This window comes from Olsenella massiliensis (assembly GCF_001457795.1).
GTDB lineage: Bacteria > Actinomycetota > Coriobacteriia > Coriobacteriales > Atopobiaceae > Olsenella_F > Olsenella_F massiliensis.
In genome coordinates this window covers 117,151-138,905 of sequence record NZ_LN898209.1, presented here as the reverse complement: position 1 = coordinate 138,905, position 21,755 = coordinate 117,151, and the positions used below count along the sequence as shown (strand labels likewise).

The following is a 21,755-nucleotide window of genomic DNA, read 5'->3' as shown; positions in this document are numbered from 1 at the left end:
ACGTGTCTTGTGCGCCTTATGGGTCCGTGAAAAGACTAGTTCATAGAGTGTCCATATTTTTGAAGGGATGGCGGCCCCTATAAGACATATATAGTTACATCTTTGCCTTCTACATGGCGCGCTACGTAACGTAAAACGGAAAGACGACGCGTTATGGTCGTCGCCCTTGGGGCCTGCCGCTGGCTGACACCTCCGAGCGCGCCGCATTTAAAAGGTGCCCCCCGCCGTAAGCAAGATTTTGCGGCACGGCAGTCCGAAGAATGGTAAAACCCAGCCCGCCCATTCACCCTTCTTTGCGGGAGACGTCAAAAAGTCGGCACTACTCGGCGGTTTCCCTCATTTTTGGCCCAAACACCCGAGTAATGCCGACTTGGGAGGGAGGACACAGGTAATGGGCTAATAACTAGAGTGGGAATATGCAAAACTACCCATGGCAGCCTAGCAGCGGCATCGATGGCGCGCCGTGCGGCCCGAACCGGCCCCGGCGGGCATGCCGGAACCTCCTGCCCCATCAGTCATGACTAAAAGGAAATGTATGGTGGTCCACCACCGCCTCTGCAGTCAGGCGAATCCTCTTCAGGTGACACGACGTCACATCCCTGAGAAAGCGCTAGTTTGGCTTTTTTGGTACCTGTCGCCGCGCGTATAAGTTATACTAAGCAAACTATTGTATGCGTACGTGGAAACCGAACGAGAAAGGATCGTGACATGTCGTTTCACAAGGGACTTTGTTGCCTCGGCGGCGTTGCTCTGGCAGGGGTTGTCGCAGGTTTGCAAAAATCGGGCGTGCTGCACAAAAGTGCCGTGACGGTCACCTCGGGCGCCATGGCAGTTGGCGATGCGGTCAGCGCGGAGACGCAGTCGATCATCGACGCGGCCAATGACATGCGCGCCGAGGCTCGTCGCAAGGCAAAGATCGACGCGCTCGTAAAGGCCGAAATCGCCGCCATCGAGCCCAGCATGCGCGAGAAGGCCACCGCAAAGGTAGATAACCCCACTGCGTAGGCGTTTGACCTACCCACATGTGAACACGTCAACCACGCTAAGAATGGCATTGGAAGCGCATGCACTATCACATTGCCCACGAGATGCCGGGAAGGCTGCGACTCGTCTGCGGAAGCTTGCTCTTTAGCGACCAAGAGAGCCTCGGCCTTTCCTGTGCGCTCATGCAGCATGAGCACGTCCTGTTTGCGGAGGTACATCCGGCGAATGGGTCCATCGTCATCACGCATGTGCCAGGCGCGCGAGATGCGGTGCTTGGCATCCTCGACGCGCTTGAGGTGGATGACCTTCCGGTCAAAGACGTGCAAAGCGTCGAGATACCCCTCGAGCTCCAGGTTGCCCGTGAGAACAATGAGTTTGCGCTGCATGTCGGGCACATTCTCATCGGTCGCGCCGTCGGACGTCTTCTGCTTCCGGCGCCGCTCGGGGCCCTTTGGACGTTGGTACGTGCGGTACCCATCATCATGGGGGGCATGCGTCGCCTCGTGCATGGGTCGATAACGGTTGACGTGCTCGACGCGGCTGCCGTCGGCGCCTTTTTGCTCAAGCGGTCTTTTTCAGAGGTTGCCTCGATCGTGACGCTCATCGGACTCTCCGCGCGGCTTCAGGAGCATGTCGAAAAGCGCATGCGGCTTGCTCTTGAAGAGGGCATCATCACGCGCGCGGCGACGGCATGGCGCACGGTTGACGGCACGGACGTTGAGATCGCGATGGAAGAGGTTCAAGAGGGTGACGTCCTTCACCTGCTCTGCGGGTCGGTGCTGCCAGTTGACGGGACCGTCGTCGCAGGCGAGGGCGAGGTCGACGAGGCCTCGCTGACGGGAGAATCCCGTCTGGTGAACAAGGCGCAAGGAGCGACCATCTATGCTGGCACCGCGTTGGAGAACGGTGAGCTCTATGTCCGCGTCGTCTCCCCTCCGGGAAAAGCTCGCATTGATGAGATCGTGACGCTCGTCTCTCGATCATCTGCCCTCAAGGCGTCGGTGCAGAGCAAGGCGGAGCGCATGGCTGATGCCCTTGTGCCGTATAGCTTCCTGGCCTTCTTCTCCGTGCTCGCGCTTACGCGCACGCTCACCAAGGCGCTTGTCGTGCTCATGGTGGACTATTCCTGCGCCGTCAGGCTTTCGACGCCCATGTGCGTCATGAGCGCCATGAATGAGGCTGCCAGGAACAAGTGCACGATAAAGGGTGGCAAGTATCTTGAGGCGCTTGCGTATGCCGACACGATCGTATTTGACAAGACGGGCACGCTCACGCTTGCTCAACCAACCCTTTCCAACATCGTGCCGTTCTCCGATCTGTCAGAAGGGGAGCTACTCCGCTACGCGGCCTGCATCGAGGAGCATTTTCCGCATAGTATGGCTCGGGCGCTAGTGGAGGCCGCTAAGAGGCAGGAGCTTGTGCACCAGGAGGAACTCCATGCACGCGTTGAGTATGTCGTTGCGCACGGCATCGTTACCACCATCGATGGCAAGCGTGCCTGCATCGGCTCGGAAGACTTCATCTTCATGGACGAAGGGGTTGAGAAGCCGGCAAACCTCGATCAAGCTCTTGCCGATGTCGCACCAGATGCCTCTCGTATCTATCTGTCTATAGGAGGAGAGTTCGTCGGGGCGTTCTGCATCACCGATGCCATACGACCCGAAGCAAAAAGAGTCATACGCGAGCTTCACGACCTCGGCATATCACACGTCGTCATGCTTACCGGCGACGCCGAGCCAAGCGCTCGGAACGTTGCGGACGCCTTGGGCATTGACGTTTTTCATGCGCGCGTTGCGCCTGAAGAAAAAAGCGCCTACATCAAGCGCCTGCGCGACGAAAGGCATGTCGTCATCATGGTCGGCGACGGCATCAACGACTCTCCCGCCTTGGCGACCGCTCACGTGTCGGTGGCCATGAGCGACGCGAGCGACATAGCCCGCGCCGTCGCGGACGTGAGCATCATGAACACCTCGCTCGACGGACTGGTATATATGCGCACGCTCGCTCAGCGTTCCATGCGGCGCATTCGCACAAACTATGCGGCAATCATCACGGGCAACTCGGCGCTCATGGTCTTGGGCGTTCTGGGGCTCATGAGCGTGGGGACGGCGGCGTATATACACAATCTTTCTACCTTTGCGGTGGCGGCGGCGAGCACCTGCCCCTATCTGGGTCGCGGACGCTAGACACGCTGCGCCATGTGCCTATTGATACATACGGCCATGCACCGGCGGGCGGGAACGCGGCTGGCAGCCTCCGTAGGCTGCCAGCCGCTTGTGATGGCGAAAGAGTCACGTTCGTCCGTATGCGCGTGCGTTGTCCCCGTCCCGTGCCTGCGGCCGCCCTTGGCGCTAGCGCCTCACGCTCACACGCTTGGTGACGTCCTCGGCGTCCTTGGGGCCAGGAGCCTCAAGGATGTTGCCAAACACCATCTGCGCGCGCAGCACATACCCCGCGGGCACGTCAAAGAGCTTCCTCACGGCCTCGTCGATGACCGGGTTGTAGTGCTGCAGGTTGGCGCCGATGCCCATCTCGGCGAGCCTGCCCCACACGGCCAGCTGCAACATGCCATTGGCCTGCTCGGCCCACACGGGAAAGCTCTCGGCATACGACGAAAACCGCCCCTGCAGGTCCCTGACCACGCTCTCGTCGATGAAGTACAGCACGGTGCCGGCGCCGGCCTTGAAGCCATCGATCTTCTCGCGAGCGACCTTGCCGCCAAAGGCGTCATAGATGGCGTCCCACAGCTCGTCCTGCCTCCGCCCCAGGGCAACGACCACGCGTGCCGACTTCATGTCAAATGCGTCGGGCACGAGCTCGACGGCACGAGAGACGTTCTCGATGACCTCGTCCTCGGAGACGGGCAGATCCTTGCCCAGGGCATAGACGGACCTTCTCTTCGTAAGCGCGTCGAGCAATCCCATGGCGACTTCCTCTCGATAACGGCACCACCCACGGCGGCGCACCTGCGTCTAATAGCCTTATGGGCACGTATGCACCTGCCGCGCAGGTTTCCTTTCGCAGGGCGCTCGCGCCTCATGCCCCTCAGGCCCGCAGGTGCCAGATGTCGGCGTCGTACTGCGCGATGGTGCGGTCGGACGAGAAGTACCCCGCCTTTGCGATGTTGACGAGCGCCTTCTGCGCCCAGGCGCGCTCATCGAGCACGTCGGCGAGCATGCGACCCTTCACGGAGCAGTACTCCCTGAAGTCCGGGAAGGTCATGAACCAGTCCTTTGTCGTGAGCTCGTGATGCAGGCGCGAGAGGCTCTCCTCGTCTCCCACGGCGCCCATCTGGGGCCCCACGAGAAAGTCCACGGCTGCCTTGAGCTCTCTCTGCCTCCTGAGATAGCTCGCAGGGTCGTAGTCTCCCCGCTGGTAGCGCGCGATCACGTCGTCCGACCCCTCGCCAAAGCAGTAGATGTTGTCCTCCCCCACCAGCTCCGCGATCTCGACGTTGGCGCCGTCCATCGTCCCCAGCGTGACCGCGCCGTTGAGCATGAACTTCATGTTGCTCGTCCCCGACGCCTCCTTGGAGGCCAGGCTGATCTGCTCGGACAGCTCCGCCGCGGGAATCAGCCGCTCCGCCGCCGTCACGTTGTAGTTCTCGATCATCACGACCTGCAGGTATCGGCTGGCGAGCGGGTCGCTCTCCACAAGCTCGCCAAAGCTGAGAATCGCGTGGATGATGTCCTTGGCGATGACGTAGGCGGGGGCGGCCTTTGCGCCAAAGATCAGGGTCACCTTTCTCGGGGGAAGGATTCCCCTGAGGATGCGCTGGTACTCCCGGATGGCCCATAGCAGGTTGAGCTGCTGGCGCTTGTACTCGTGGAGGCGCTTGGACTGCACGTCGAAGGTGGACTCGGGGTCGATGGCGACTCCCTGGTGCGCGAGCATCCACGCGGCAAAGCGGCGCTTGTTCTCCCGCTTGATGGCCGTGAGCTCGTCCAGGACCTCCCCGTCGTCCCGATAGACCAGCAGGCCCTCGAGCTGGGTGGCGTCGCGCTTCCATCCCTCGCCCAGCTTGGACGAGACGAGCGCGGACAGGCGGGGGTTGCAGGAGACCATCCAACGGCGGAAGGTGATGCCGTTGGTCTTGTTGTTGAACTTCTCGGGATACAGCCTGTGGAAGGGTGCCAGCTCCGACTCCTCGAGGATCTTGGTGTGAAGCGCCGCGACGCCGTTGACGGAGCGCGAGAAGTGGATGTCGATGTTGGCCATGTGCACGCGCCCGTCCTCGTCGATCACCCGGACGAAGGGGTCGTCGCAACGCTCGGCGGCAATGGCGTCAAGCTCCCTGATGATGGGCACGAGCTGCGGGACCACCTCCTCAAGATAGGACAGGGGCCAGGTTTCGAGCGCCTCGGCCAGGATCGTGTGGTTGGTGTAGGCGCACACGTCGCGGACGATGTCGATCGCCTCGTCGCGCCCGATGCCCCTCTCGCCCAGCAGGCGCACGAGCTCGGGGATGACCAGGGTGGGATGGGTGTCGTTGATCTGGACCGCTGCATACTGCGCGAGGTCGTGGAGGTTGCTGCCGCGCTCGACGCACTCGTCGAGCATGAGCTGGGCGGCGTTGCTCACCATGAAGTACTCCTGGTACACGCGCAGGATGCGGCCGGCCTCGTCAGAGTCGTCGGGATAGAGGAAGAGCGTGAGGCCCCTCTTGACCTCACTCTTGTCAAAGGCGATCCCTTGCTTGATGAGTCGCTCGTCCACGCTGTCGACGTCAAAGAGGCGCAGGCGCCCGCACGCCGAACCATAGCCCGTGACCGCCACGTCATACAGGGTGGACGTGACCGAGAATCCGCCAAAGCTCACCACGTAGCGGCGCTCGCTCCTCTCCATCCAGCTCTCTTGGCCCCAGGTGAGCCAGGTGTCAGGCGTCTCGCACTGCTTGTTGCGCGCGAAGGTCTGACGGAAGAGCCCGCAGTGGTAGGCAAGACCCACGCCGTCCGCGGAAAGCCCCAGCGTGGCGCAGGAGTCCATGAAGCAGGAGGCAAGGCGACCGAGGCCGCCGTTGCCCAGCGAGGGCTCATGCTCGAACTCCTCGAGCTCGGCGAGATCCCTTCCCGCCGCGGCGAGCTCGTCGCGGACCTGGTCGTACAGGCCCAGGTTGATGAGGTTGTTGCTCAGGAGCTTGCCGATGAGGAACTCCGCGGAGATGTAGTAGAGCTTCTTCTTGCCCTCGTTGAGGCCCCGCTGGCGGCAGGCGTCCTTCGTGAGGCTGAGCAGCGCGTTGAAGAGCTCCAAGTTCGTGCAGGATTCCAGGGGCCTATCCGTGTACGTCGAGAGTCGCAGGCTGGTCATGGTCGTGTTCCCTCCCTTGGGCGGCGCGCCGGCGGCGGCCGTCCCTCCAAGCGTTCGAGCGATTATGCGTTAACTGAACTATAGAAGCTTAAGGGGATACATTTCTTGCACCAGAGCGGCGCGATATTGCACAATACAAGCAATATCGATCCGTGGAAAGAAAACGTCCCTTTGGAGGGAGACGACATGGCCGCCGATGGCTTCGACGAGTACAGCCAGTACCAGGAGACGCGCCTCCACGAGCAGCCCGGCTTTCCCTATGACACCTACCTCTGCACCATCCCGCTTGACTTCGAGCGCGTGGCTCCCCACTGGCACGAGCAGATGGAGGTCATCTACGTCAAGAGGGGCTCGGGCGTCGTCTCCGTGGACTTCGAGAGCCATCCCGTGCAGGCAGGCTCGATCGTCGTGGTGACTCCCGGCCAGATTCACGCCATCGACGGCGCGCGGGGCCAGCGCATGGAGTACGAGAACATCATATTCTCCCTGTCCATGCTGGGAGGAGGGCCAAATGACGCGTGGTTCGCCGAGAACGTCGTGGCGCCGCTGCGCGCGGGGACCATACGGCTGCCCTGCCCCCTGATCGAGCGAAGCCCCCTCGAAGCCGAGGCCCGCGCCGCTCTCGACGCCGCCGACCGCGCCTGCGAAACGTGCGCGCCGGGCTACTCCCTCGTGGTCAAGAGCGAGCTGCTGCTGCTGCTCCGCGCCATATACCTGCACGGGGGCGCAGCGTCCCCACGCCCGCGTCGCGCCTCCGCCGACCGCATGCGTGCCGTCCTCGAGCTCGTGCGGGAGCGCTACGGGGAGCGTCTCACCGTCGAGGACGCGGCCAAGGTCGCCGGTTACAGCAAGGCGCATCTCATGCGCAGCTTCCGGCACGAGACGGGCCAGTCGTTCGTCAGCTATCTCACGGAGTATCGGCTCACCGCAGCGAGCCACCTGCTCAGACGCTCCGAGGAGCCGGTAAGCGTCATAGCCGCGCGCTGCGGGTTCGAGAGCCTCTCGTACTTCATCCGCAGGTTCAAGGGGCGCTTTGGCATCTCCCCCGGCGCGTATAGGCGCCACGGGGCCGACGGACGCGACGCGGGCGACACGGCCGGGGTCGATCGTTCATTATCGTCTATATCGATAACCAGCATGCGATAACAGATGTAGTGCTATGCATTGACTCGCAATTTACGCTCCCGCTAGAGTAGACGGCATGCGTTGGATCAGAGGACATATCGCCCCCGCGACGGCAACGGCCGCCATGCAGATGCCCAAGCCCGGGCACCTCCTTTAGGCGACCGCCGCAAGGGAGGACCGGGCGTTCCCATTGAGTCGCCGCTGGCAGGCGGCGACCTTCTGCCATGCCGTATCGAGCGGAGACGTGTCTTGATTTCCCTGCAACAACTAACAAAGGTCTACGGAGCCGACGGCGGTGGCGACCATGCCCTGTCAAACGTCTCGCTGGACATTCCCAACGGCGACGTGTTTGGCATCATCGGCATCTCCGGCGCCGGCAAGTCAACGCTGGTGCGCTGCATCAACCTCCTTGAGCGCCCCACGTCGGGCAAAGTCGTGGTCGACGGCATCGACGTGACGGGGCTCACGGGCAGCGACCTGCGCTCCTATCGTCGCCGCGTCGCGATGATCTTCCAGGGCTTCGGGCTTCTCGCCCAGAAGACGGCCCTGGAGAACGTGTGCTTTCCCTTCCTGGCCGGCACGGGCAGGGTCACCGAGGAAAACCGTCGTCGCGCCCGCGCGCTTCTTGACGAGGTGGGTCTGGCCGACAAGGCCTCGTCCTATCCCGCGCAACTCTCGGGCGGCCAGAAGCAGCGCGTCGCCATCGCCCGCGCCCTCGCCTGCGAGCCCGAGTACATCCTCTGCGACGAGGCGACGAGCGCCCTGGACCCCGCCAGCACGGCATCGGTCCTCTCGCTGCTCAAGAAGATCAACCGAGAGACGGGCGTCACCCTGGTGGTGATCACGCACTCCATGAGCGTGGTGCGCGACATCTGCAAGGACGTCGCGGTACTCGTGCGCGGCACGGTCGTCGAGGCGGGCACGGTGGACGAGGTCTTTGCCCACCCGCAGCACGAGACGACCAAGGCGCTTCTGGGGCAGGTGAGCTGGGATGAGTAAGGTCATGGGCAACCTCTTCGCGACGTTTGGCCCGCTTCTAGGTCAGGGCCTCCTGGACACCCTCGCCATGCTGTTCTTCTCCACAACGATCGCCTACCTGTTGGGCCTCGTCATCGGCGTCATCCTCTACGTGACGGCGCCGGAAAGCCTGCGCCCCCATCGCGCCGTCAACGCGGTGCTCGGCTGGGTCGTCAACATGACCCGTTCCATACCGTTCATCATCCTGCTGGTCTCGGTCATGCCCGTGACCAAGGCTCTCGTCGGCACCACCATCGGCGTGCGCGGCGTCATCTTCCCGCTCGTCCTCTCGGCCGCCCCCTTCGTCGCCCGCATGATCGAGCAGTCGCTGAACGAGGTGCCGCGTGACGCCATCGAGGCTGCCGAGGCCTGCGGCGCCTCCCTGCCGAGGATTGTGCTCTCTGCGCTTTTGCCCGAGGCCATGCCCTCCATCGTGCGCGGGGTGTCCATCACCCTCATCTCGGTCCTGGGCTACACGGCCATCGCCGGCGCAGTCGGCGCGGGGGGCCTGGGCGACATCGCCATCCGCTACGGCTACTATCGCTACGAGGACCAGGCCATGATTGCCACCATCGTCCTGCTCGTCGTTGTCGTTCAGGTCATCCAGAGCAGCTGCGACCTTATCGCGAAGCACATCGACCACCGCTAGGAACCAGGTTCCTACCCACCGCTTATCGGCAGCCCTTACAACCCACCAGGCATCTTGGCCACCGGAGTCTCCGGAGGCCCCCTCACACGAAAGGATTCGTCATGATCTCCAGAAGGAACTTCCTGTCCGCATCCGCCCTCGTCCTGTCCGCCGGCGCGCTGGCGGCCTGCGGCACTGGCGCTTCATCTGCCGCTGCCGGCTCCACGGAGCAGAAGACGCTCAAGGTCGCCGCCTCCCCCTCGCCGCACGCCGAGATCCTCACCGCCTTTGCCGCTCCTAGGCTCAAGGACCAGAACATCGAGCTTGTGGTGAAGGAATACACGGACTACATCATTCCCAACCAGGTGACCTCATCGGGTGAGGTGGACGCCAACTACTACCAGCACATCAAGTACCTTGACAACTACAACAAGGAGAACGGCACCGACCTTGTGGGCGTGGCCGCGATTCACTACGAGCCCTTTGGCATCTACCCCGGCACGTCAAAGGACCTCGCTGGCATCACCGACGGGGCACAGATTGCCGTCCCCAACGACCCCACCAACGAGGGCCGCGCCCTGCTTCTGCTGCAGCAGGCGGGCATCATCACGCTCAAGGACCCCAACAACCTGGAGTCCACCGCCGCCGACGTGGCCGAGAACCCCCACAACGTGACGCTTGTGGAGGTGGAGGCGGCCGCGGTGCCGCGTCAGCTCCAGGACGTTAACTTTGCCGTCATCAACGGCAACTACGCCATCGACGCCGGGCTGCACGTGAGTGACGCCCTCGTCGTGGAGTCCGCCGAAGGCGTCGCTGTCAAGCAGTATGCCAACTACCTCGTCACCACGCCCGCCAACAAGGACGACGAGCGCATCAAGGCCCTGGTTGCGGTGCTGACCTCGGATGACTTCAAGAAGTACCTCTCCGAGACCTTTGACAAGGACGTCCTGCCCGCCTTCTAGAACGCCGTGCGCCAATCGGCGCACGAGGCGGACCTCCGGGCGGAGTGATGTCACAGGGGCGGGGGCATGCCAAACCGGCGCGCCCCCGCCCCCTCTACGTGCCCCCTGCCGCTCAAAGCGTACGTTGCGAAGGCTAACGTTTGCGTTTGCCCAGGATCCGGTTATCAAGACCCGTCCAAACGTACACACTGAGACGGCACCCGTCACCCTGCGGGCGAGCTAGGCCCCGCGAGAGGGCTGTCGCATGCCTAGCCGAGCGCGATCATGCTCGACGCACCGTGGCTTCCTGACGACCGCGCGACGCGGCGCTGCTCGCCGGCCGAATGGTCCCGTGTCTGCGACGGCGCGCCAGCCTGGCTTCTCTCAGACAGCCAGTCACGCACAAAGATGCCTGCCAGCAGCACGAAGTACACCACGACGAAGATGACGCTACGTTGAGTCTCTGACATGCGACGCCTCCTTTCGCGCGACGATGCCCGGCCCATCAAGGCCTGCCTTTTGCACGCCTTAACCATAGGGGACCAACGTTACGTCCTGGTAAGGCGCACGTCAGAATTGTTGGGCGGCTTGTGGGCGCGCGCAGGGACGGCCCCGCGATCATCCCGACGCAGGCAAAGCCCCCATCGGCGCAGGAGTCAACGAGACCGTCGGGTCGAGCCGCATCGTGCCTTACGCTTCGGGCGCCCCCTGCGCATCTTGCGAGCCCTGGGTGTCCGTCGACGCAGGAAAGACGACCGTTATGGTGGTCCCCTTGCCAGGCCTGCTCTTGAGGGACAGCTTCGCGCCGTGCACGTTGGCAACGTGCTTCACGATGGCCAGCCCCAGACCGGTGCCGCCGCTCGCCCTCGACCTGCTCCTATCGACGCGGAAGAACCTCTCGAACACCTTCTCCTGGTTCTCGGGGGCAATGCCCACACCCGTGTCCCTGACGCTGACGGTGGGGGCATGCCCGCGCATGCCCACCCGCATGGTCACCGAGCCGCCCGGCACGTTGTACCTGATAGCGTTCTCCACCAGGTTGCTGACCATCTCGTCCACAAGCCGCGGGTAGCCTGTCACCACGGTGGGACCCCCCTCCAGCCAAAGCGACACCCGCGCCGCGTCCGCCTTTGGCTGCAGGCGGGAACACGCGTCACGAGCCACCTCGTACAGGTCGCAGGGAGAGGAGCTGCCCAGTGCCGTCAGGTCCAGCGACCGCTCCGACTCGTCCAGCTTCGAGAGGGTCAAAATGTCAGAGACAAGCGACGAAAGCCGCTGCGCGTCGCTGTTGATGCGCCGCGCGAACCCGCGAACGTCCTCAGGGCGGACGATGCCGTCGCGAATGAGCTCGGAGGCCCCCATGATGGACGAGATGGGCGTCTTGAGCTCATGCGTCACGTTTGCCGTGAACTCCCTGCGCATGCTGTCGATGTCGCGCAGCCGCTCCATCTGCTCCTCGAGAAGCTCCTGCTGGCTGCTCAGGCGCTGCACCAGGGGCTCGAGCTCCCGATACGGCGCCTGGCAGTCGGGCCGCGCCGGGTCGATTCGGAGCACGGGCCTGATGAGGCGGCGTGAGAGGAACAGCGACGTGAACCAGCTCAGCGTCACAAGCCCCGCGAGGATGCCGACGATCCACGCAAGGCTCGACCAGAGGAGGGCCATGGCGCCGGCACGGTCTTCTGACAGGCGCAGGACGCTGCCGTCCGCCAGTCTGATCGCCTCGTAGATCGAGACGTAGCCCACCGTCTGGCTCTTGCGGTCGGACGATCCGCTGCCCGCCGCAAGGGCGTCGGCAACCTCGGAACGACCCGCATGGTTAGGCAGGTCGGCGGCGTCCGTCATGCTGTCAAAGAGCACCGTGCCGTCAGGCGCGATGAGGGTGGAACGCTCGTTGCCCAGCATCATCGTCGAAAGCGTCCGCACGGCGTCGGCCGAGTCGTCGAGCACCGACCCGATGATCCTGCACTCGCGCGACAGCGTCGCATGGGCGTCAATCGTCAGCGTCGCCTGCAGCACGTAGGCGGAGGCGATGGTCACGAGCAGCGACGCCAGAACCGAGACAGACGCAAGCGCCCAGAAGATGCGGTCCCTGAGCGAGATCGCCCGCCGGACGGGAAGCAGTAGCGCCGCAGAGTCGCGCAGGCGGGCGGGCGTAGCATGATCGCGCGCGCCCAGCCCACCCGTCGTGTCCACCCTCATGCCGCGCACGGCCTATCCGCGCATCCGATAGCCCACGCCCCTGACCGTCTCGATGAGGCGCGCACAGTCGCCCAGCTTGGAGCGCACCTGCTGAACATGCACGTCAACGGTACGCGAGCCCCCGTCAAAATCCCAGCCCCACACGCGCTGCAGCAGCGTCTCGCGCGTGAAGACCTCGTCGGGCGAGCGCATGAGAAACTCCAGAAGGTCAAACTCTCGCATGGTCAGCTGCAGGTCCTTGCCTTCCATCGTCGCCTCGCGGCGACTGGGCCACAGGACGATGGGGCCTATGACGAGCATCTCGGCGGACTTCTCCGTGCGGCTCACGCCGGAGCGTCTGAGCAGGGCTTTGACCCGCGAGACCATCTCCATCATGCCAAAGGGCTTGGCCAGGTAGTCGTCCGCGCCGTTATCCAGCGCCCGAACGGTGTCAAGCTCCGTGTCCTTGGCGGTGAGCATCATCACCGGGACCTTGGAGAGGCCCGCAGTCTGCCGGATGCGCCCCAAGATCTGGAGGCCGTCGGTTCCGGGGAGCATGATGTCAAGGAGCACGGCGTCAGGCAGGCGCTCGGTGCAGGCGCGACGAAACTCGTCGTCGTCCGTGAAGCCGTGCGCCTCGACGCCGGCCTGCCTCAGCGCGTAGATCGAGAGGTCACGAATGTTGTCGTCATCCTCGACGTAATAGACCAGCGCCAACGCTACTCCTCTTCCACCATGAACCTTCCGCGATACTCGCCGGTGGCGCGGAAGATGGCCCAGTCGCAGATGCTCTGCGCATGATCACCCATGCGCTCGTAGTACTTGGCGATGGTGAGCAGCTCCGGCGCGATGGTCGCGGCATCATCCCCCTGGCGCAGCAGGGTGATGATGTCGGCGCGGACCGCGTCAAAGATCTTGTCCACGGCGTCATCCATCAGGAACACCGATTCGGCGCCCTCGACGTCCGAGGAGTTGAACGCCTCCATTGCCCTTTCGAGCATTGTAGCAGCGCGCTGTGACATGTCACCCAGCTGTTGGGCAAACGCGGGAGCGAGCGTGAGGTCAGTCTCCTGCGAGAGCAAGGCCGTCTCGTACGCCATCTCCTCGATGCGCGCCAGGTCGCTGATGGCGCGGAACGTGGCCGTGACCATGCGCAGGTCGCTTGCCATGGGCGACTGCAGAAGCATGATGTTCATGCAGGAGTCCTCGATGGAGCGGTGCAGATGCTCGCTCACCGAATGCCCGTCGATGACCTCCTGGGCGGCCTCCTCGTTGCCCTCCGAGATGGCAAATCCCGTGTCGCGAATGCTGTCGACGACGCCCTTGCCCAGGGCGGACACGTGACGCCCGAGCTTGTCAAGCTGCTTGAGATACGAAGTCCTGGTCCTCATTAGCCAAACCTTCCCGTAAGATAGTCTTCCGTGCGCTTGTCCCTGGGCGCCGAGAAGAGCTGAGCCGTCGGGGCAAACTCGACGAGCTCGCCCAGGTAGAAGAAGGCGCATTTTTGTGAGATGCGCGTCGCCTGCTGCATGTTGTGCGTGACAATGACGACCGTGTGCTCCTTGGCGATCTGCGTGGCGAGCTCCTCCACCATGGCGGTGGAGATGGGGTCGAGGGCGCTCGTGGGCTCGTCCATGAGCAGGACGTCGGGGTTGACCGCCATGGCGCGGGCTATGCAGAGGCGCTGGGCCTGGCCGCCCGACAGTGAGAGGCCCGACTTGCCGAGCTTGTCCTTGACCTCGTCCCACAGCCCCACGCTCTGCAGCGTGCGCTCCACGACCTCATCGAGCTCGACCTTTCTGGCGTGCCCCTGCCGCCTGAGGCCGTAGACCACGTTCTCATAGATGGACAGGGGAAACGGGTTGGGCTTCTGGAAGACCATGCCCACCCGGCGACGGAGCGCGTAGACGTCGGAGGTCGAGACGTCCTCGTCGCCCAGCCTCACGACGCCCTCCACCCGACAGCCCTCGATGCGGTCGTTCATCCGATTGAGGCAGCGCAGCAGCGTGGACTTGCCGCAGCCGGACGGTCCGATGAAGGCCGTGATCTCATTCGCGGGCGCCACCAGGCTCACGTCCGTCAGGGCCTGGTTGTCCCCATACCATAGGTTGAGATGCTCAACTGACATGCTCTCGGCCATTAGCCAAACCTCCCCGTCAGATAGTCTTCGAGGCGCTTGTCCTTGGGCCTCTCGAAGAGCTCGGCGGTAGGTCCGCACTCTATCATGTCACCCAGCAGGAAGAACGCCGTGCGGTCGGCCACGCGACCCGCCTGCTCCATGTTATGCGTGACGATGACCACGCAGATGCCGCGCTCCGCCATGTCGCGAATGGTCTCCTCGATGGCGAAGGTGGCGATGGGGTCCAGGGCCGAGCATGGCTCGTCCATGAGGACGACGTCGGGCTCCATGGCCAGGGTACGCGCGATGCAGAGGCGCTGCTGCTGGCCGCCCGACAGCGCGAGGGCGGACTTGCCCAGCTTGTCCTTGACCTCATCCCAGATGGCGGCGGCGCTCAGACTCTTGCGAACGAGCTCGTCAAGCTCGGAGCGCCTCGTCATGCCGTGGCAGCGCGGGGCGAAGGCAACGTTCTCGTAGATGGACTTGCGGAAGGGGTTGGGCTGCTGAAACACCATGCCGATCTGCTTGCGCAGCGCGTAGGTGTCCGTTTCGGCGTTGTTGACCTCGATGCCGTGATAGTGGACCTCTCCCCCGATGACGCAACCCTCGATCTCGCGGTTCATCAGGTTGATGGAGCGCAGATAGGTGGACTTGCCACAGCCGGAGGGACCGATGAGCGCCGTGACGGTGCCCGCCTCGAACGAGAGGGACGTGCCCTTGAGGGCGCGCTTGCCCGAATAGTCGACGGTCACGTCCTTGGTCCACAGCAGGGGCTCCGCCGTCGTGGCCCCCATCGCCGCGGCGGGGGCCTCGGGTGTCACCTCGCGCGAATCGAGCGTCATTCTGCCGTCACCTTCCTCTCCATGGCACGGCCCAGAAGGCGCGCGATTATGTTGAAGGCGAGAACACAAATCATGAGCACGGCCGCAGTGCCGGTGGAGACGGCGGCGAGGTCGGGCACCACGCCCTCGGAGTTGATTTTCCAGATGTGCACCGCGAGGGTCTCCGCCGGTCGGAAGACGTTCCAAGGGCAGCTGGCGCTCGTGAGGTCAAAGTTGGTGAAGTCGAGCACCGGGGCGGACTGGCCCGCCGTGTAGATGAGCGCGGCAGCCTCGCCAAAGACGCGGCCGGCCGACAGGATCACACCTGTGATGATGGCGGGCATGGCGCGCGGCACCAGGATGTGGACCGTCGCCTCCCAGCGCGAGAGGCCCAGGGCCAGCGCGGCGTCACGCTGGTCGCGCGGGACCGCCTCGAGCGCCTGCTGGATCACGCGGACGAGGATGGGCACGTTGAACATCGTGAGCGCCAGGGCACCCGAGATGATGGAGAAGCCCCAGCCCATGGACAGCACGAAGGTGAGCATGCCAAAGAGGCCCACGACGATGGAAGGCAGGCTCGAGAGCGTCTCGATGGCCGTCTTGGCGATGCTGGTCACCGGGCCGGGAGGCGCGTACTGCGTGAGGAAGATGGCACCGCCCAGCGATATGGGCAGCGAGATCAGCAGGGTCAGCACAAGCAGGTAGAAGGAGTTGAAGAGCTCGGGACCGATGCCGCCGCCCTCCTTGAACTGCTGGGGCCGTCCCGTGAGGAACGAGATGTCAAACGCCTTGCCGGCGCCCGAGATCAGGATGTAGAGGATGATGGCCACGAGAGCCACGAGGATGGCGGCGACGATGGCCGTGAGGATGCCCGTGGCCACGTGATCGGACAGTCGGGCCCTTTGCGTGCTAGTCATGACGGGCCGCCCCCTTCTTGCCGATGAGGTGCACGATGAGGATGAAGACGAGGCTCATGAAGAGGAGCACGAGCGCCAGCGACCACAGCACGTCGTTGTACATGGTGCCCATGGCCTCGTTGCCCATTCCCATCGTGAGGACCGACGTGAGGGTCGCGGCCGGCGTGAAGAGCCCCCGGGGCATCTGGACGGCGTTGCCCACCACCATCTGCACGGCCAGGGCCTCGCCAAACGCGCGGGTCATGCCCATGATGACCGCCGTGAGGATGCCCGGCAGGGCGCTGGGGAGCACCACGTGCACGATCGTCTGCCAGCGTGTGCAGCCCAGGCCGTAGGATCCGTCGCGATAGGCGTCCGGGACTGCGGCGATGGCGTCCGTGGCGAGCGACGTCACCGTGGGCAGAATCATGAACGCAAGCACGATGGAGCCCGCGAGGACGCCGTATCCGGTGCCGCCCGCCCAGGAACGAATCCATGGCACGACCACCGTCAGGCCCACGACGCCAAAGACGACGGAGGGGATGCCGGTCAGCAGCTCGATCATGGGCCTGAAGACGCGACTGCCAAAGCCCGGCGCTATCTCCACCACGAAGATCGAGGACCCGAGCGAAAACGGCAGGGAGATGAGACACGAGAGCAGGGTGACCGCAAAGGAGCCGGCGATCATGGGCAAGGCGCCCACGAGGGCAGCCCCGTCGTCGCCCGTCTGATGGGGGTTCCAGGTCGTCCCAAAGAGGAACGACCATGGCGAGATGCCGTCTTTGAAGAAGGTGTCGAGCCCGCGCGAGAACACCATGAAGATGAGCGTGACGACGAGCAGCACCACTAGGGCAATGCAGGAGCCGGTGATGAGCCGGCCCCTGCGCTCAATGCCCCGTTTGGACATTGCAGGCAATGATGACTCCTATTTCTTGGTGACGTTACCAGAGGCGTCGCGCGTGACCTTCATGCCCGTGACGGGGATGTAGCCCGTCTGCTCGACCAGGGAGCCCTGGACGTCGTCGGAGAGCATGTAGTCGATGAAGGCCTGCGTGGCCTCGTCGGGGCTGGTGGAGGTGTACATGTGCTCGTAGGCCCAGATGGTCCAGTCGTTGGTCTCGACGGTCTCCTCCTTGGGCTCGACGCCGCCGACCTTGAGGGCCTTGAGCTTGTCGGAGAAGTAGGAGAAGGCAAGGTAGCTGATCGAGCCGGGGGTCTCGGCGACCATCTTTGCGACGGTGCCGGAGGAGTCCTGCTCCTGGGGCTTGAAGCTCTCGGGAACCTTGGCGCCGCCCAGGACGGCGCCCTCGAAGGTGGCACGGGTGCCCGAGCCGGACGCGCGGTTGATCACCGTGATGGCGAGGTCCTGGCCGCCGACTTCCTTCCAGTTGGTGATGGCGCCCGTGAAGATGCCCTTGAGCTGGTCAAGCGTGACGTCGTCGATGGAGACCTCGGGATGGACGACGGGACCCATGCCGACGATGGCAACCTTGTTGTCGATGAGCTTCTTGGCGTCGTCGGGGTTGCTCAGCTTGGACTCGGCAAAGACGTCGGAGTTGCCGATCTGGACGGCACCCTGGCTGATCTGGGTGATGCCCTGGCCGGAACCGCCGCCCTGGACGGTGATCTGGACGTCGGGGTTGGTCTCCATGAACTTCTCCGCAGCGGCCTCGACGAGAGGCTGGAGCGCGGTCGAGCCAACCGCCGTCACGCTGCCCGACACCTTCTTGGCGCTCGAGGAGTCTGCGGAGCCGGTGGAGCCACCGTTGCTCGCGGCGCCCGAACCCGAGCAACCCACCAGTCCGAGTCCGGACAAGGCGGCTGCGGCTGACCCGGCAAACAGGAAAAAGTTGCGGCGAGAAAGGTTCGCATTCTTCGTAGGGATAGGCATGTCTCTCCTCTCGGTGATGAGACCGGCGCACCGGTCCTGTTCACCCTGTAGCTTAGTGAGCCGAGGAGGGTGATTTGGCGCTCGTCAGCAGGCCATTACGGTTGAGTGACCATCCCTTACACGCGTCTTACAAAGTATGCCCCGTGCGGGGGCGAGATGGCGACGGCGCGCAGGCCAGGCGACGCCTCGGAGCCCCAAGGACGGCCCGCCGACGAGCCGAGAGGGCCAGGGGCGCCCCTTCGGAGGGGCACCCCTGGAATCGTGCGCCTACGATGACGCCCGCCTCCCGCCTACGATGGCGCCGTCCGCCTTTGTCCTACGATGCCGCCCACTCTATCCTGCCGTCACGACGGAAGCAGCGGCAGGGAAACGGCTCGCGCTCGATGCGCAGGTGGTCCTGCTGGGTGGCGCTCAAGTAGCAGGCGGCGACGGCAAGCACCTCGTCGCCCGCGTTGATGATCCGGTGCGCATACCTGCCCGCGATGTAGTGCAGGGAGCCCGGGCGAATCTCCTCGGCGCGCAGATCGTCGGCCCCGTCCCAAAGCAGCAAAAAGCCCGTGCCCGCAAGGCCAAAGTAGTACTCGTCGCAGCGAGGGTCAAGGTGATAGTGCCCGTGGGTCATGGCGCACTCCCCTGCCACGGTGAACGGCCTGACGTAGGTGGTGCCCCACACGAGCCTTCCGAGCTCGTCGTCGCCGGGATGGCAGTTCTGATGCGCGACGCTATAGGCCACGAAGCCGGGGCCAAACTCCTTGAGGGCCTCGGGGTGCTGATACACGCCGGCAAGGTCGACGGCGCGCTTCTCGCTCCACGTGACGTCAGGACCAATGAGGGGCTCGACGCCCGGGGGCTGGATGGCGCTGGGGGGCATGACGATGTCCATGGTTGATCTCCTTTCTGGTGCGCGCATGCAAACGGTCGGTCGGGACGGCGCGGGCGTCCGTGGGCCAGGCTCGCGGACAAGACCGAAGGTCGGGCGGGCGTCAGGGCCTGAAGGCCGCCCAGACCTCCTGTGCGAGCCAGGGGCGGGCCACGAAGTCAAAGCGACCGTGATCGCGCTCGTACTGGGCATAGATGGGAACGCCTGCCTCAAGGCCGAGCTCGACATAGACGTGGGGCGCGACGTCCGTGATCCCGCGCGGGGCGTAGCGCTCGTTTGCCACCCACGTCACGTGACCCTCGCCGTCAATCAGCGGAAAGTACGCGAGACCGCCCCGAGAGCGAATCTCGGCATAGTCAAAGCCGTAGTCGCGCACGCACCAGGCCCCAAAGGACATGCGGCGGGTGGGATCGGCGTTGACGGTGTAGTGGGCCCAGCCGGGCGGCACGATGATGACGTCTCCCGCTCCTCCGCGAACGGCCAGGCAGCGGCCGGGGTCCTCATGGGCCGTCTCCTGCATGAGAACGATGGCCTCGCCCTCCCAGATTTCGTACACCTCGGGCGTGGACATGCCGCAGGACGCGGAGACGGCGTGGATGTGGCCCTGGCTCCTCACGGGCTCCCTGCCCAAGGTCCCCGCCGCGTACGTCATGGCGCCGTACAGGAGGTTCCGCGCGACGAGGTCGCTGCGGTCGCGCACCTTGCCCACGTCCATCGCCACGACGTACGGAACGACCGGACCCTTGCAGGCCGGGTCAAGCAGGCTCATGCGGATGTCATCAAGGTGGCGCCGCTCGGCCACGGGCCCAAACACGTCGGGACCGTAGGAAAAGGAAAGGCCGGTTTCGTCGGGGCGGATGTCAAATCCGGGACAGAAGTCCATGCTGGCGCGCCTCCTAGCGTGTCTCGGTGTTGCGGACGCAAGCCCTCACGACGGCGGCGCGCCCCCTGCCCACGTTGCGGATGCGGAAGCGACCGACGCTCGCGGGCACGATGAAGGTCTCGCCGTAGTGGGCGCACAGGGGGTCCGCCTTGGGGGACTGTTCGTCCGCCCCGTTCGCGAAGAGTGCGCCGTCCCCAAGGGGCATGACCTCCACGGCGCTGCCCTCCACGAGATTGAGCATGTTGACGGTGCCCCGCGTGTCGAGCGTGAGCTCGTCGGCGAGCCAGAGGCGGCGGGTCTCGATGAACTCCATCTCGCTGAGGCCCGTATGCGTGCCGGGCCCCTCGTCATCGTGCAACGAGGCGGCGCCCTGAGCGCCAGGCGCCAGCTGGGCGTCCGCCTCGCCGGGCTCCATCCTGTTCACGAGGCGCTCATTGCAGTAGGCGGTGTCGCGCCCCTCGACGATGTTCTGCGCGCCGCGCTCGATGTTGATGGGCCGAGGCTTGCCGTCCAGACCCAGGCGACCCCAGTCCCAGAGCTTGAACGTAAAGATGTAGGGAGTGGCGCTGATCTCCAGGACCACCGTGTTGGAGCCCGAGCAATGTATGGTGCCCGCCGGTATCGAGACATGGTCATGCCTGGACACCGGAATGGCGTTGACGTAACGCTCGACGTCAAGCTTTTCGCCCGTCTTTTGGGCTCGTTCGAGCGCGGCGACGAATTCGCCCTTGCTCACGCCCGTCTTGAGGCCCAGGTACACCGTGGACCCCTCGCGGGCGTCAAAGATGTAGTAGCTCTCGTCCTGAGTGTAGGCCAGGCCAAAGCGGTCGAAGGCGTACTCCGTGCGCGGATGCACCTGCAGACTCAGGTTGCCGCCGTCCCAGGTGTCCAAAAAGTCAAAGCGAATGGGAAACTCGGCCCCGAAGCGAGCCCGCACGAGCGGCCCCAGCAGCAGATCGGGCTGCGAGAGCACGACGTCCATGGCGGGAACCTCCACCGGCGTACCCTCCACGTCCATAATCACGCTGTTCTCCTCGGGCACGCCGTCGAAGGCCCAGCCGTAGTTGGCCTTTTTGGGGGCAAGGCCAAAGCGGTCCTCCATCCAGGTGCCGCCCCAGGGACTCGCGTCAAAGTAGGGAACAAGGCGGAAAGGCCTGCTGGCAAACTGACGCAGACCCTCTCGCCAGACGGCGCCCGGGATGGCCGTGAGGCCGGACGGATCCTGCGCGTTGGCGTCAATGAGCAGGTCGACGTCGGGCAAGATGCGACGCTTGAGCCGGTCGGCGACCCGCCACTCGAAGAAGTATCCGCGCTTGAACTTACGCAGCTGGTCCTCGTGAGGGTTGTCGGCCTTCCAGTTGGGCGCGCCGCTGCGCCAGCGCAGCTGCACCTCCCAGCGCGTGAGCTCCGCGTAGGCGAGGACGTCGGGACGTGCCAGGCAGGTAGCGCCAAACCCCAGCACGACGACGAGGCCCTCAGCGGCGGCGGCGCGCTCGCGTGCGGCGCTCAGGCGCCTCTCGTCCAGAAAGTCGTCGATGACGTGATGGGACATGACGCCAAAGACGCGATCATCGGTGACGCAGTCGGCGATGCGCTCCTGGATGTCGGCGGCATCCTGCATGAGCTCGTCCGCGTCGATCACGAGCGCGGGCGACAGCGGCCGGACGATGGCCTCGCGCAGAGCGGCGAGGTCGACGCCGGGATAGCACTCGAGCGCGAGGATGGTGCGCGGCGAGGAGGCGAGGCTCGCCTGCTCGATAAGGGTCCGCAGCCGCTCGACGATGGCGCCCGGGCCGCATACCGCCCCTGTCGCCCCCTCGATGCGCAGGCTGGGACGCTGAACGTAGGAACTGGGTGCGCGCCGGGCGGGGTCGGCCGCATCATGTGTCGTCGGGCCGAGGGTTCCATGAGGCGCATTGCGCATGACGTGCCCCTTTCGTATTGTCATTACAATGGATGATGTAAGTATCCCATGGTTAGGAGGGGCGACGCTGTTCTTTCTGGAGGATACAAAGGCCCGGCTGAGGGCAGGTCGGCTTTGCGCCGTATGGCCGGGACGGCTTGGGGCGACCTGGAGGAGACATC

20 protein-coding genes are annotated in these 21,755 nt (G+C 64.5%); 6 read left to right on the top strand and 14 right to left on the bottom strand.

Annotated elements, in window-relative coordinates:
• Positions 1 to 708: 708 nt before the first annotated feature.
• Both BN3001_RS01790 and BN3001_RS01785 read left to right on the top strand, forming a co-directional pair.
• Positions 709 to 1,005 (top strand): hypothetical protein, encoded by a 297-nt coding sequence (locus BN3001_RS01790; protein ID WP_058270111.1) that lies wholly within the window; start codon positions 709 to 711, stop codon positions 1,003 to 1,005.
• A 59-nt stretch (positions 1,006 to 1,064) separates the two neighbouring features.
• Positions 1,065 to 3,170, top strand: a complete 2,106-nt coding sequence (locus BN3001_RS01785) for a heavy metal translocating P-type ATPase (protein WP_058270110.1) — start codon at positions 1,065 to 1,067, stop codon at positions 3,168 to 3,170.
• Positions 3,171 to 3,335: 165 nt separating this feature from the next.
• Here BN3001_RS01785 and BN3001_RS01780 read toward each other — a convergent pair whose 3' ends face one another.
• Both BN3001_RS01780 and BN3001_RS01775 read right to left on the bottom strand, forming a co-directional pair.
• The gene (locus BN3001_RS01780; protein WP_058270109.1) at positions 3,336 to 3,908 is read right to left on the bottom strand and encodes a nitroreductase family protein; all 573 of its coding nucleotides are present in this window, start codon (positions 3,906 to 3,908) and stop codon (positions 3,336 to 3,338) included.
• A gap of 121 nt (positions 3,909 to 4,029) precedes the next feature.
• On the bottom strand, positions 4,030 to 6,291 hold the full coding sequence (locus BN3001_RS01775; protein WP_058270108.1) for a glycogen/starch/alpha-glucan phosphorylase: 2,262 nt from the start codon (positions 6,289 to 6,291) through the stop codon (positions 4,030 to 4,032).
• Positions 6,292 to 6,477: 186 nt separating this feature from the next.
• Between BN3001_RS01775 and BN3001_RS01770 the strand changes: the two genes are divergently transcribed.
• From BN3001_RS01770 to BN3001_RS01755, 4 genes are all read left to right on the top strand, one after another.
• Complete coding sequence (locus tag BN3001_RS01770) at positions 6,478 to 7,437, top strand: AraC family transcriptional regulator (protein ID WP_082629921.1); 960 nt, start codon at positions 6,478 to 6,480, stop codon at positions 7,435 to 7,437.
• A 228-nt stretch (positions 7,438 to 7,665) separates the two neighbouring features.
• The gene (locus tag BN3001_RS01765; RefSeq protein ID WP_058270107.1) at positions 7,666 to 8,415 is read left to right on the top strand and encodes a methionine ABC transporter ATP-binding protein; all 750 of its coding nucleotides are present in this window, start codon (positions 7,666 to 7,668) and stop codon (positions 8,413 to 8,415) included.
• Positions 8,408 to 9,082 (top strand): methionine ABC transporter permease, encoded by a 675-nt coding sequence (locus tag BN3001_RS01760; protein ID WP_058270106.1) that lies wholly within the window; start codon positions 8,408 to 8,410, stop codon positions 9,080 to 9,082. Before BN3001_RS01765 ends, BN3001_RS01760 begins: the two co-directional genes overlap by 8 nt.
• A 101-nt stretch (positions 9,083 to 9,183) precedes the next feature.
• Positions 9,184 to 10,023 carry a MetQ/NlpA family ABC transporter substrate-binding protein gene (locus tag BN3001_RS01755; protein WP_058270105.1) on the top strand — a complete coding sequence of 280 codons (840 nt, stop codon included), beginning with the start codon at positions 9,184 to 9,186 and terminating at the stop codon, positions 10,021 to 10,023.
• Positions 10,024 to 10,271: 248 nt separating this feature from the next.
• Here the strand turns inward: BN3001_RS01755 and BN3001_RS01750 are convergent, their stop codons facing one another.
• From BN3001_RS01750 to BN3001_RS01695, 12 genes are all read right to left on the bottom strand, one after another.
• Positions 10,272 to 10,472, bottom strand: coding sequence for a hypothetical protein (locus BN3001_RS01750; RefSeq protein ID WP_058270104.1), 201 nt, complete (start codon positions 10,470 to 10,472; stop codon positions 10,272 to 10,274).
• Between the two features lie 220 nt (positions 10,473 to 10,692).
• Positions 10,693 to 12,201: a sensor histidine kinase gene (locus BN3001_RS01745; protein ID WP_082629920.1), complete on the bottom strand. Its 1,509-nt coding sequence runs from the start codon at positions 12,199 to 12,201 to the stop codon at positions 10,693 to 10,695.
• 12 nt (positions 12,202 to 12,213) lie between these two features.
• On the bottom strand, positions 12,214 to 12,897 hold the full coding sequence (locus BN3001_RS01740) for a response regulator transcription factor (RefSeq protein WP_328585280.1): 684 nt from the start codon (positions 12,895 to 12,897) through the stop codon (positions 12,214 to 12,216).
• A gap of 2 nt (positions 12,898 to 12,899) precedes the next feature.
• The gene (phoU, locus tag BN3001_RS01735) at positions 12,900 to 13,571 is read right to left on the bottom strand and encodes a phosphate signaling complex protein PhoU (RefSeq protein WP_058270102.1); all 672 of its coding nucleotides are present in this window, start codon (positions 13,569 to 13,571) and stop codon (positions 12,900 to 12,902) included.
• Positions 13,571 to 14,308, bottom strand: coding sequence for a phosphate ABC transporter ATP-binding protein PstB (gene pstB / locus BN3001_RS01730; protein WP_235815010.1), 738 nt, complete (start codon positions 14,306 to 14,308; stop codon positions 13,571 to 13,573). Before pstB (BN3001_RS01730) ends, phoU begins: the two co-directional genes overlap by 1 nt.
• Positions 14,309 to 14,319: 11 nt before the next feature.
• Positions 14,320 to 15,141, bottom strand: a complete 822-nt coding sequence (gene pstB / locus BN3001_RS01725) for a phosphate ABC transporter ATP-binding protein PstB (RefSeq protein WP_082629907.1) — start codon at positions 15,139 to 15,141, stop codon at positions 14,320 to 14,322.
• Entirely contained in the window at positions 15,138 to 16,037 is a 900-nt protein-coding gene (gene pstA / locus BN3001_RS01720; protein ID WP_058270100.1) for a phosphate ABC transporter permease PstA, read from the bottom strand. The genes pstB (BN3001_RS01725) and pstA overlap by 4 nt, the downstream gene beginning before the upstream one ends.
• The gene (gene pstC, locus BN3001_RS01715; protein WP_058270099.1) at positions 16,030 to 16,923 is read right to left on the bottom strand and encodes a phosphate ABC transporter permease subunit PstC; all 894 of its coding nucleotides are present in this window, start codon (positions 16,921 to 16,923) and stop codon (positions 16,030 to 16,032) included. The genes pstA and pstC overlap by 8 nt, the downstream gene beginning before the upstream one ends.
• Positions 16,924 to 16,941: 18 nt before the next feature.
• Positions 16,942 to 17,832, bottom strand: coding sequence for a phosphate ABC transporter substrate-binding protein PstS family protein (locus BN3001_RS01710; RefSeq protein ID WP_235815009.1), 891 nt, complete (start codon positions 17,830 to 17,832; stop codon positions 16,942 to 16,944).
• A 391-nt stretch (positions 17,833 to 18,223) separates the two neighbouring features.
• Positions 18,224 to 18,790, bottom strand: coding sequence for a glucose-6-phosphate isomerase family protein (locus BN3001_RS01705; RefSeq protein ID WP_058270097.1), 567 nt, complete (start codon positions 18,788 to 18,790; stop codon positions 18,224 to 18,226).
• Between the two features lie 100 nt (positions 18,791 to 18,890).
• Entirely contained in the window at positions 18,891 to 19,670 is a 780-nt protein-coding gene (locus BN3001_RS01700; RefSeq protein ID WP_058270096.1) for a glucose-6-phosphate isomerase family protein, read from the bottom strand.
• A 13-nt stretch (positions 19,671 to 19,683) separates the two neighbouring features.
• Positions 19,684 to 21,594, bottom strand: coding sequence for a class I mannose-6-phosphate isomerase (locus tag BN3001_RS01695; RefSeq protein WP_197407438.1), 1,911 nt, complete (start codon positions 21,592 to 21,594; stop codon positions 19,684 to 19,686).
• Positions 21,595 to 21,755 lie beyond the last annotated feature (161 nt).

Coding starts and splice junctions, on each gene's coding strand:
- BN3001_RS01790 (WP_058270111.1), top strand. CDS start 709: ATGTCGTTTCACAAGGGACTTTGTTGCCTCGGCGGCGTTGCTCTGGCA.
- BN3001_RS01785 (WP_058270110.1), top strand. CDS start 1,065: ATGCACTATCACATTGCCCACGAGATGCCGGGAAGGCTGCGACTCGTC.
- BN3001_RS01780 (WP_058270109.1), bottom strand. CDS start 3,908: ATGGGATTGCTCGACGCGCTTACGAAGAGAAGGTCCGTCTATGCCCTG.
- BN3001_RS01775 (WP_058270108.1), bottom strand. CDS start 6,291: ATGACCAGCCTGCGACTCTCGACGTACACGGATAGGCCCCTGGAATCC.
- BN3001_RS01770 (WP_082629921.1), top strand. CDS start 6,478: ATGGCCGCCGATGGCTTCGACGAGTACAGCCAGTACCAGGAGACGCGC.
- BN3001_RS01760 (WP_058270106.1), top strand. CDS start 8,408: ATGAGTAAGGTCATGGGCAACCTCTTCGCGACGTTTGGCCCGCTTCTA.
- BN3001_RS01755 (WP_058270105.1), top strand. CDS start 9,184: ATGATCTCCAGAAGGAACTTCCTGTCCGCATCCGCCCTCGTCCTGTCC.
- BN3001_RS01750 (WP_058270104.1), bottom strand. CDS start 10,472: ATGTCAGAGACTCAACGTAGCGTCATCTTCGTCGTGGTGTACTTCGTG.
- BN3001_RS01745 (WP_082629920.1), bottom strand. CDS start 12,201: ATGAGGGTGGACACGACGGGTGGGCTGGGCGCGCGCGATCATGCTACG.
- phoU (WP_058270102.1), bottom strand. CDS start 13,571: ATGAGGACCAGGACTTCGTATCTCAAGCAGCTTGACAAGCTCGGGCGT.
- pstB (WP_235815010.1), bottom strand. CDS start 14,308: ATGTCAGTTGAGCATCTCAACCTATGGTATGGGGACAACCAGGCCCTG.
- pstB (WP_082629907.1), bottom strand. CDS start 15,141: ATGACGCTCGATTCGCGCGAGGTGACACCCGAGGCCCCCGCCGCGGCG.
- pstA (WP_058270100.1), bottom strand. CDS start 16,037: ATGACTAGCACGCAAAGGGCCCGACTGTCCGATCACGTGGCCACGGGC.
- pstC (WP_058270099.1), bottom strand. CDS start 16,923: ATGTCCAAACGGGGCATTGAGCGCAGGGGCCGGCTCATCACCGGCTCC.
- BN3001_RS01705 (WP_058270097.1), bottom strand. CDS start 18,790: ATGGACATCGTCATGCCCCCCAGCGCCATCCAGCCCCCGGGCGTCGAG.
- BN3001_RS01700 (WP_058270096.1), bottom strand. CDS start 19,670: ATGGACTTCTGTCCCGGATTTGACATCCGCCCCGACGAAACCGGCCTT.
- BN3001_RS01695 (WP_197407438.1), bottom strand. CDS start 21,594: ATGCGCAATGCGCCTCATGGAACCCTCGGCCCGACGACACATGATGCG.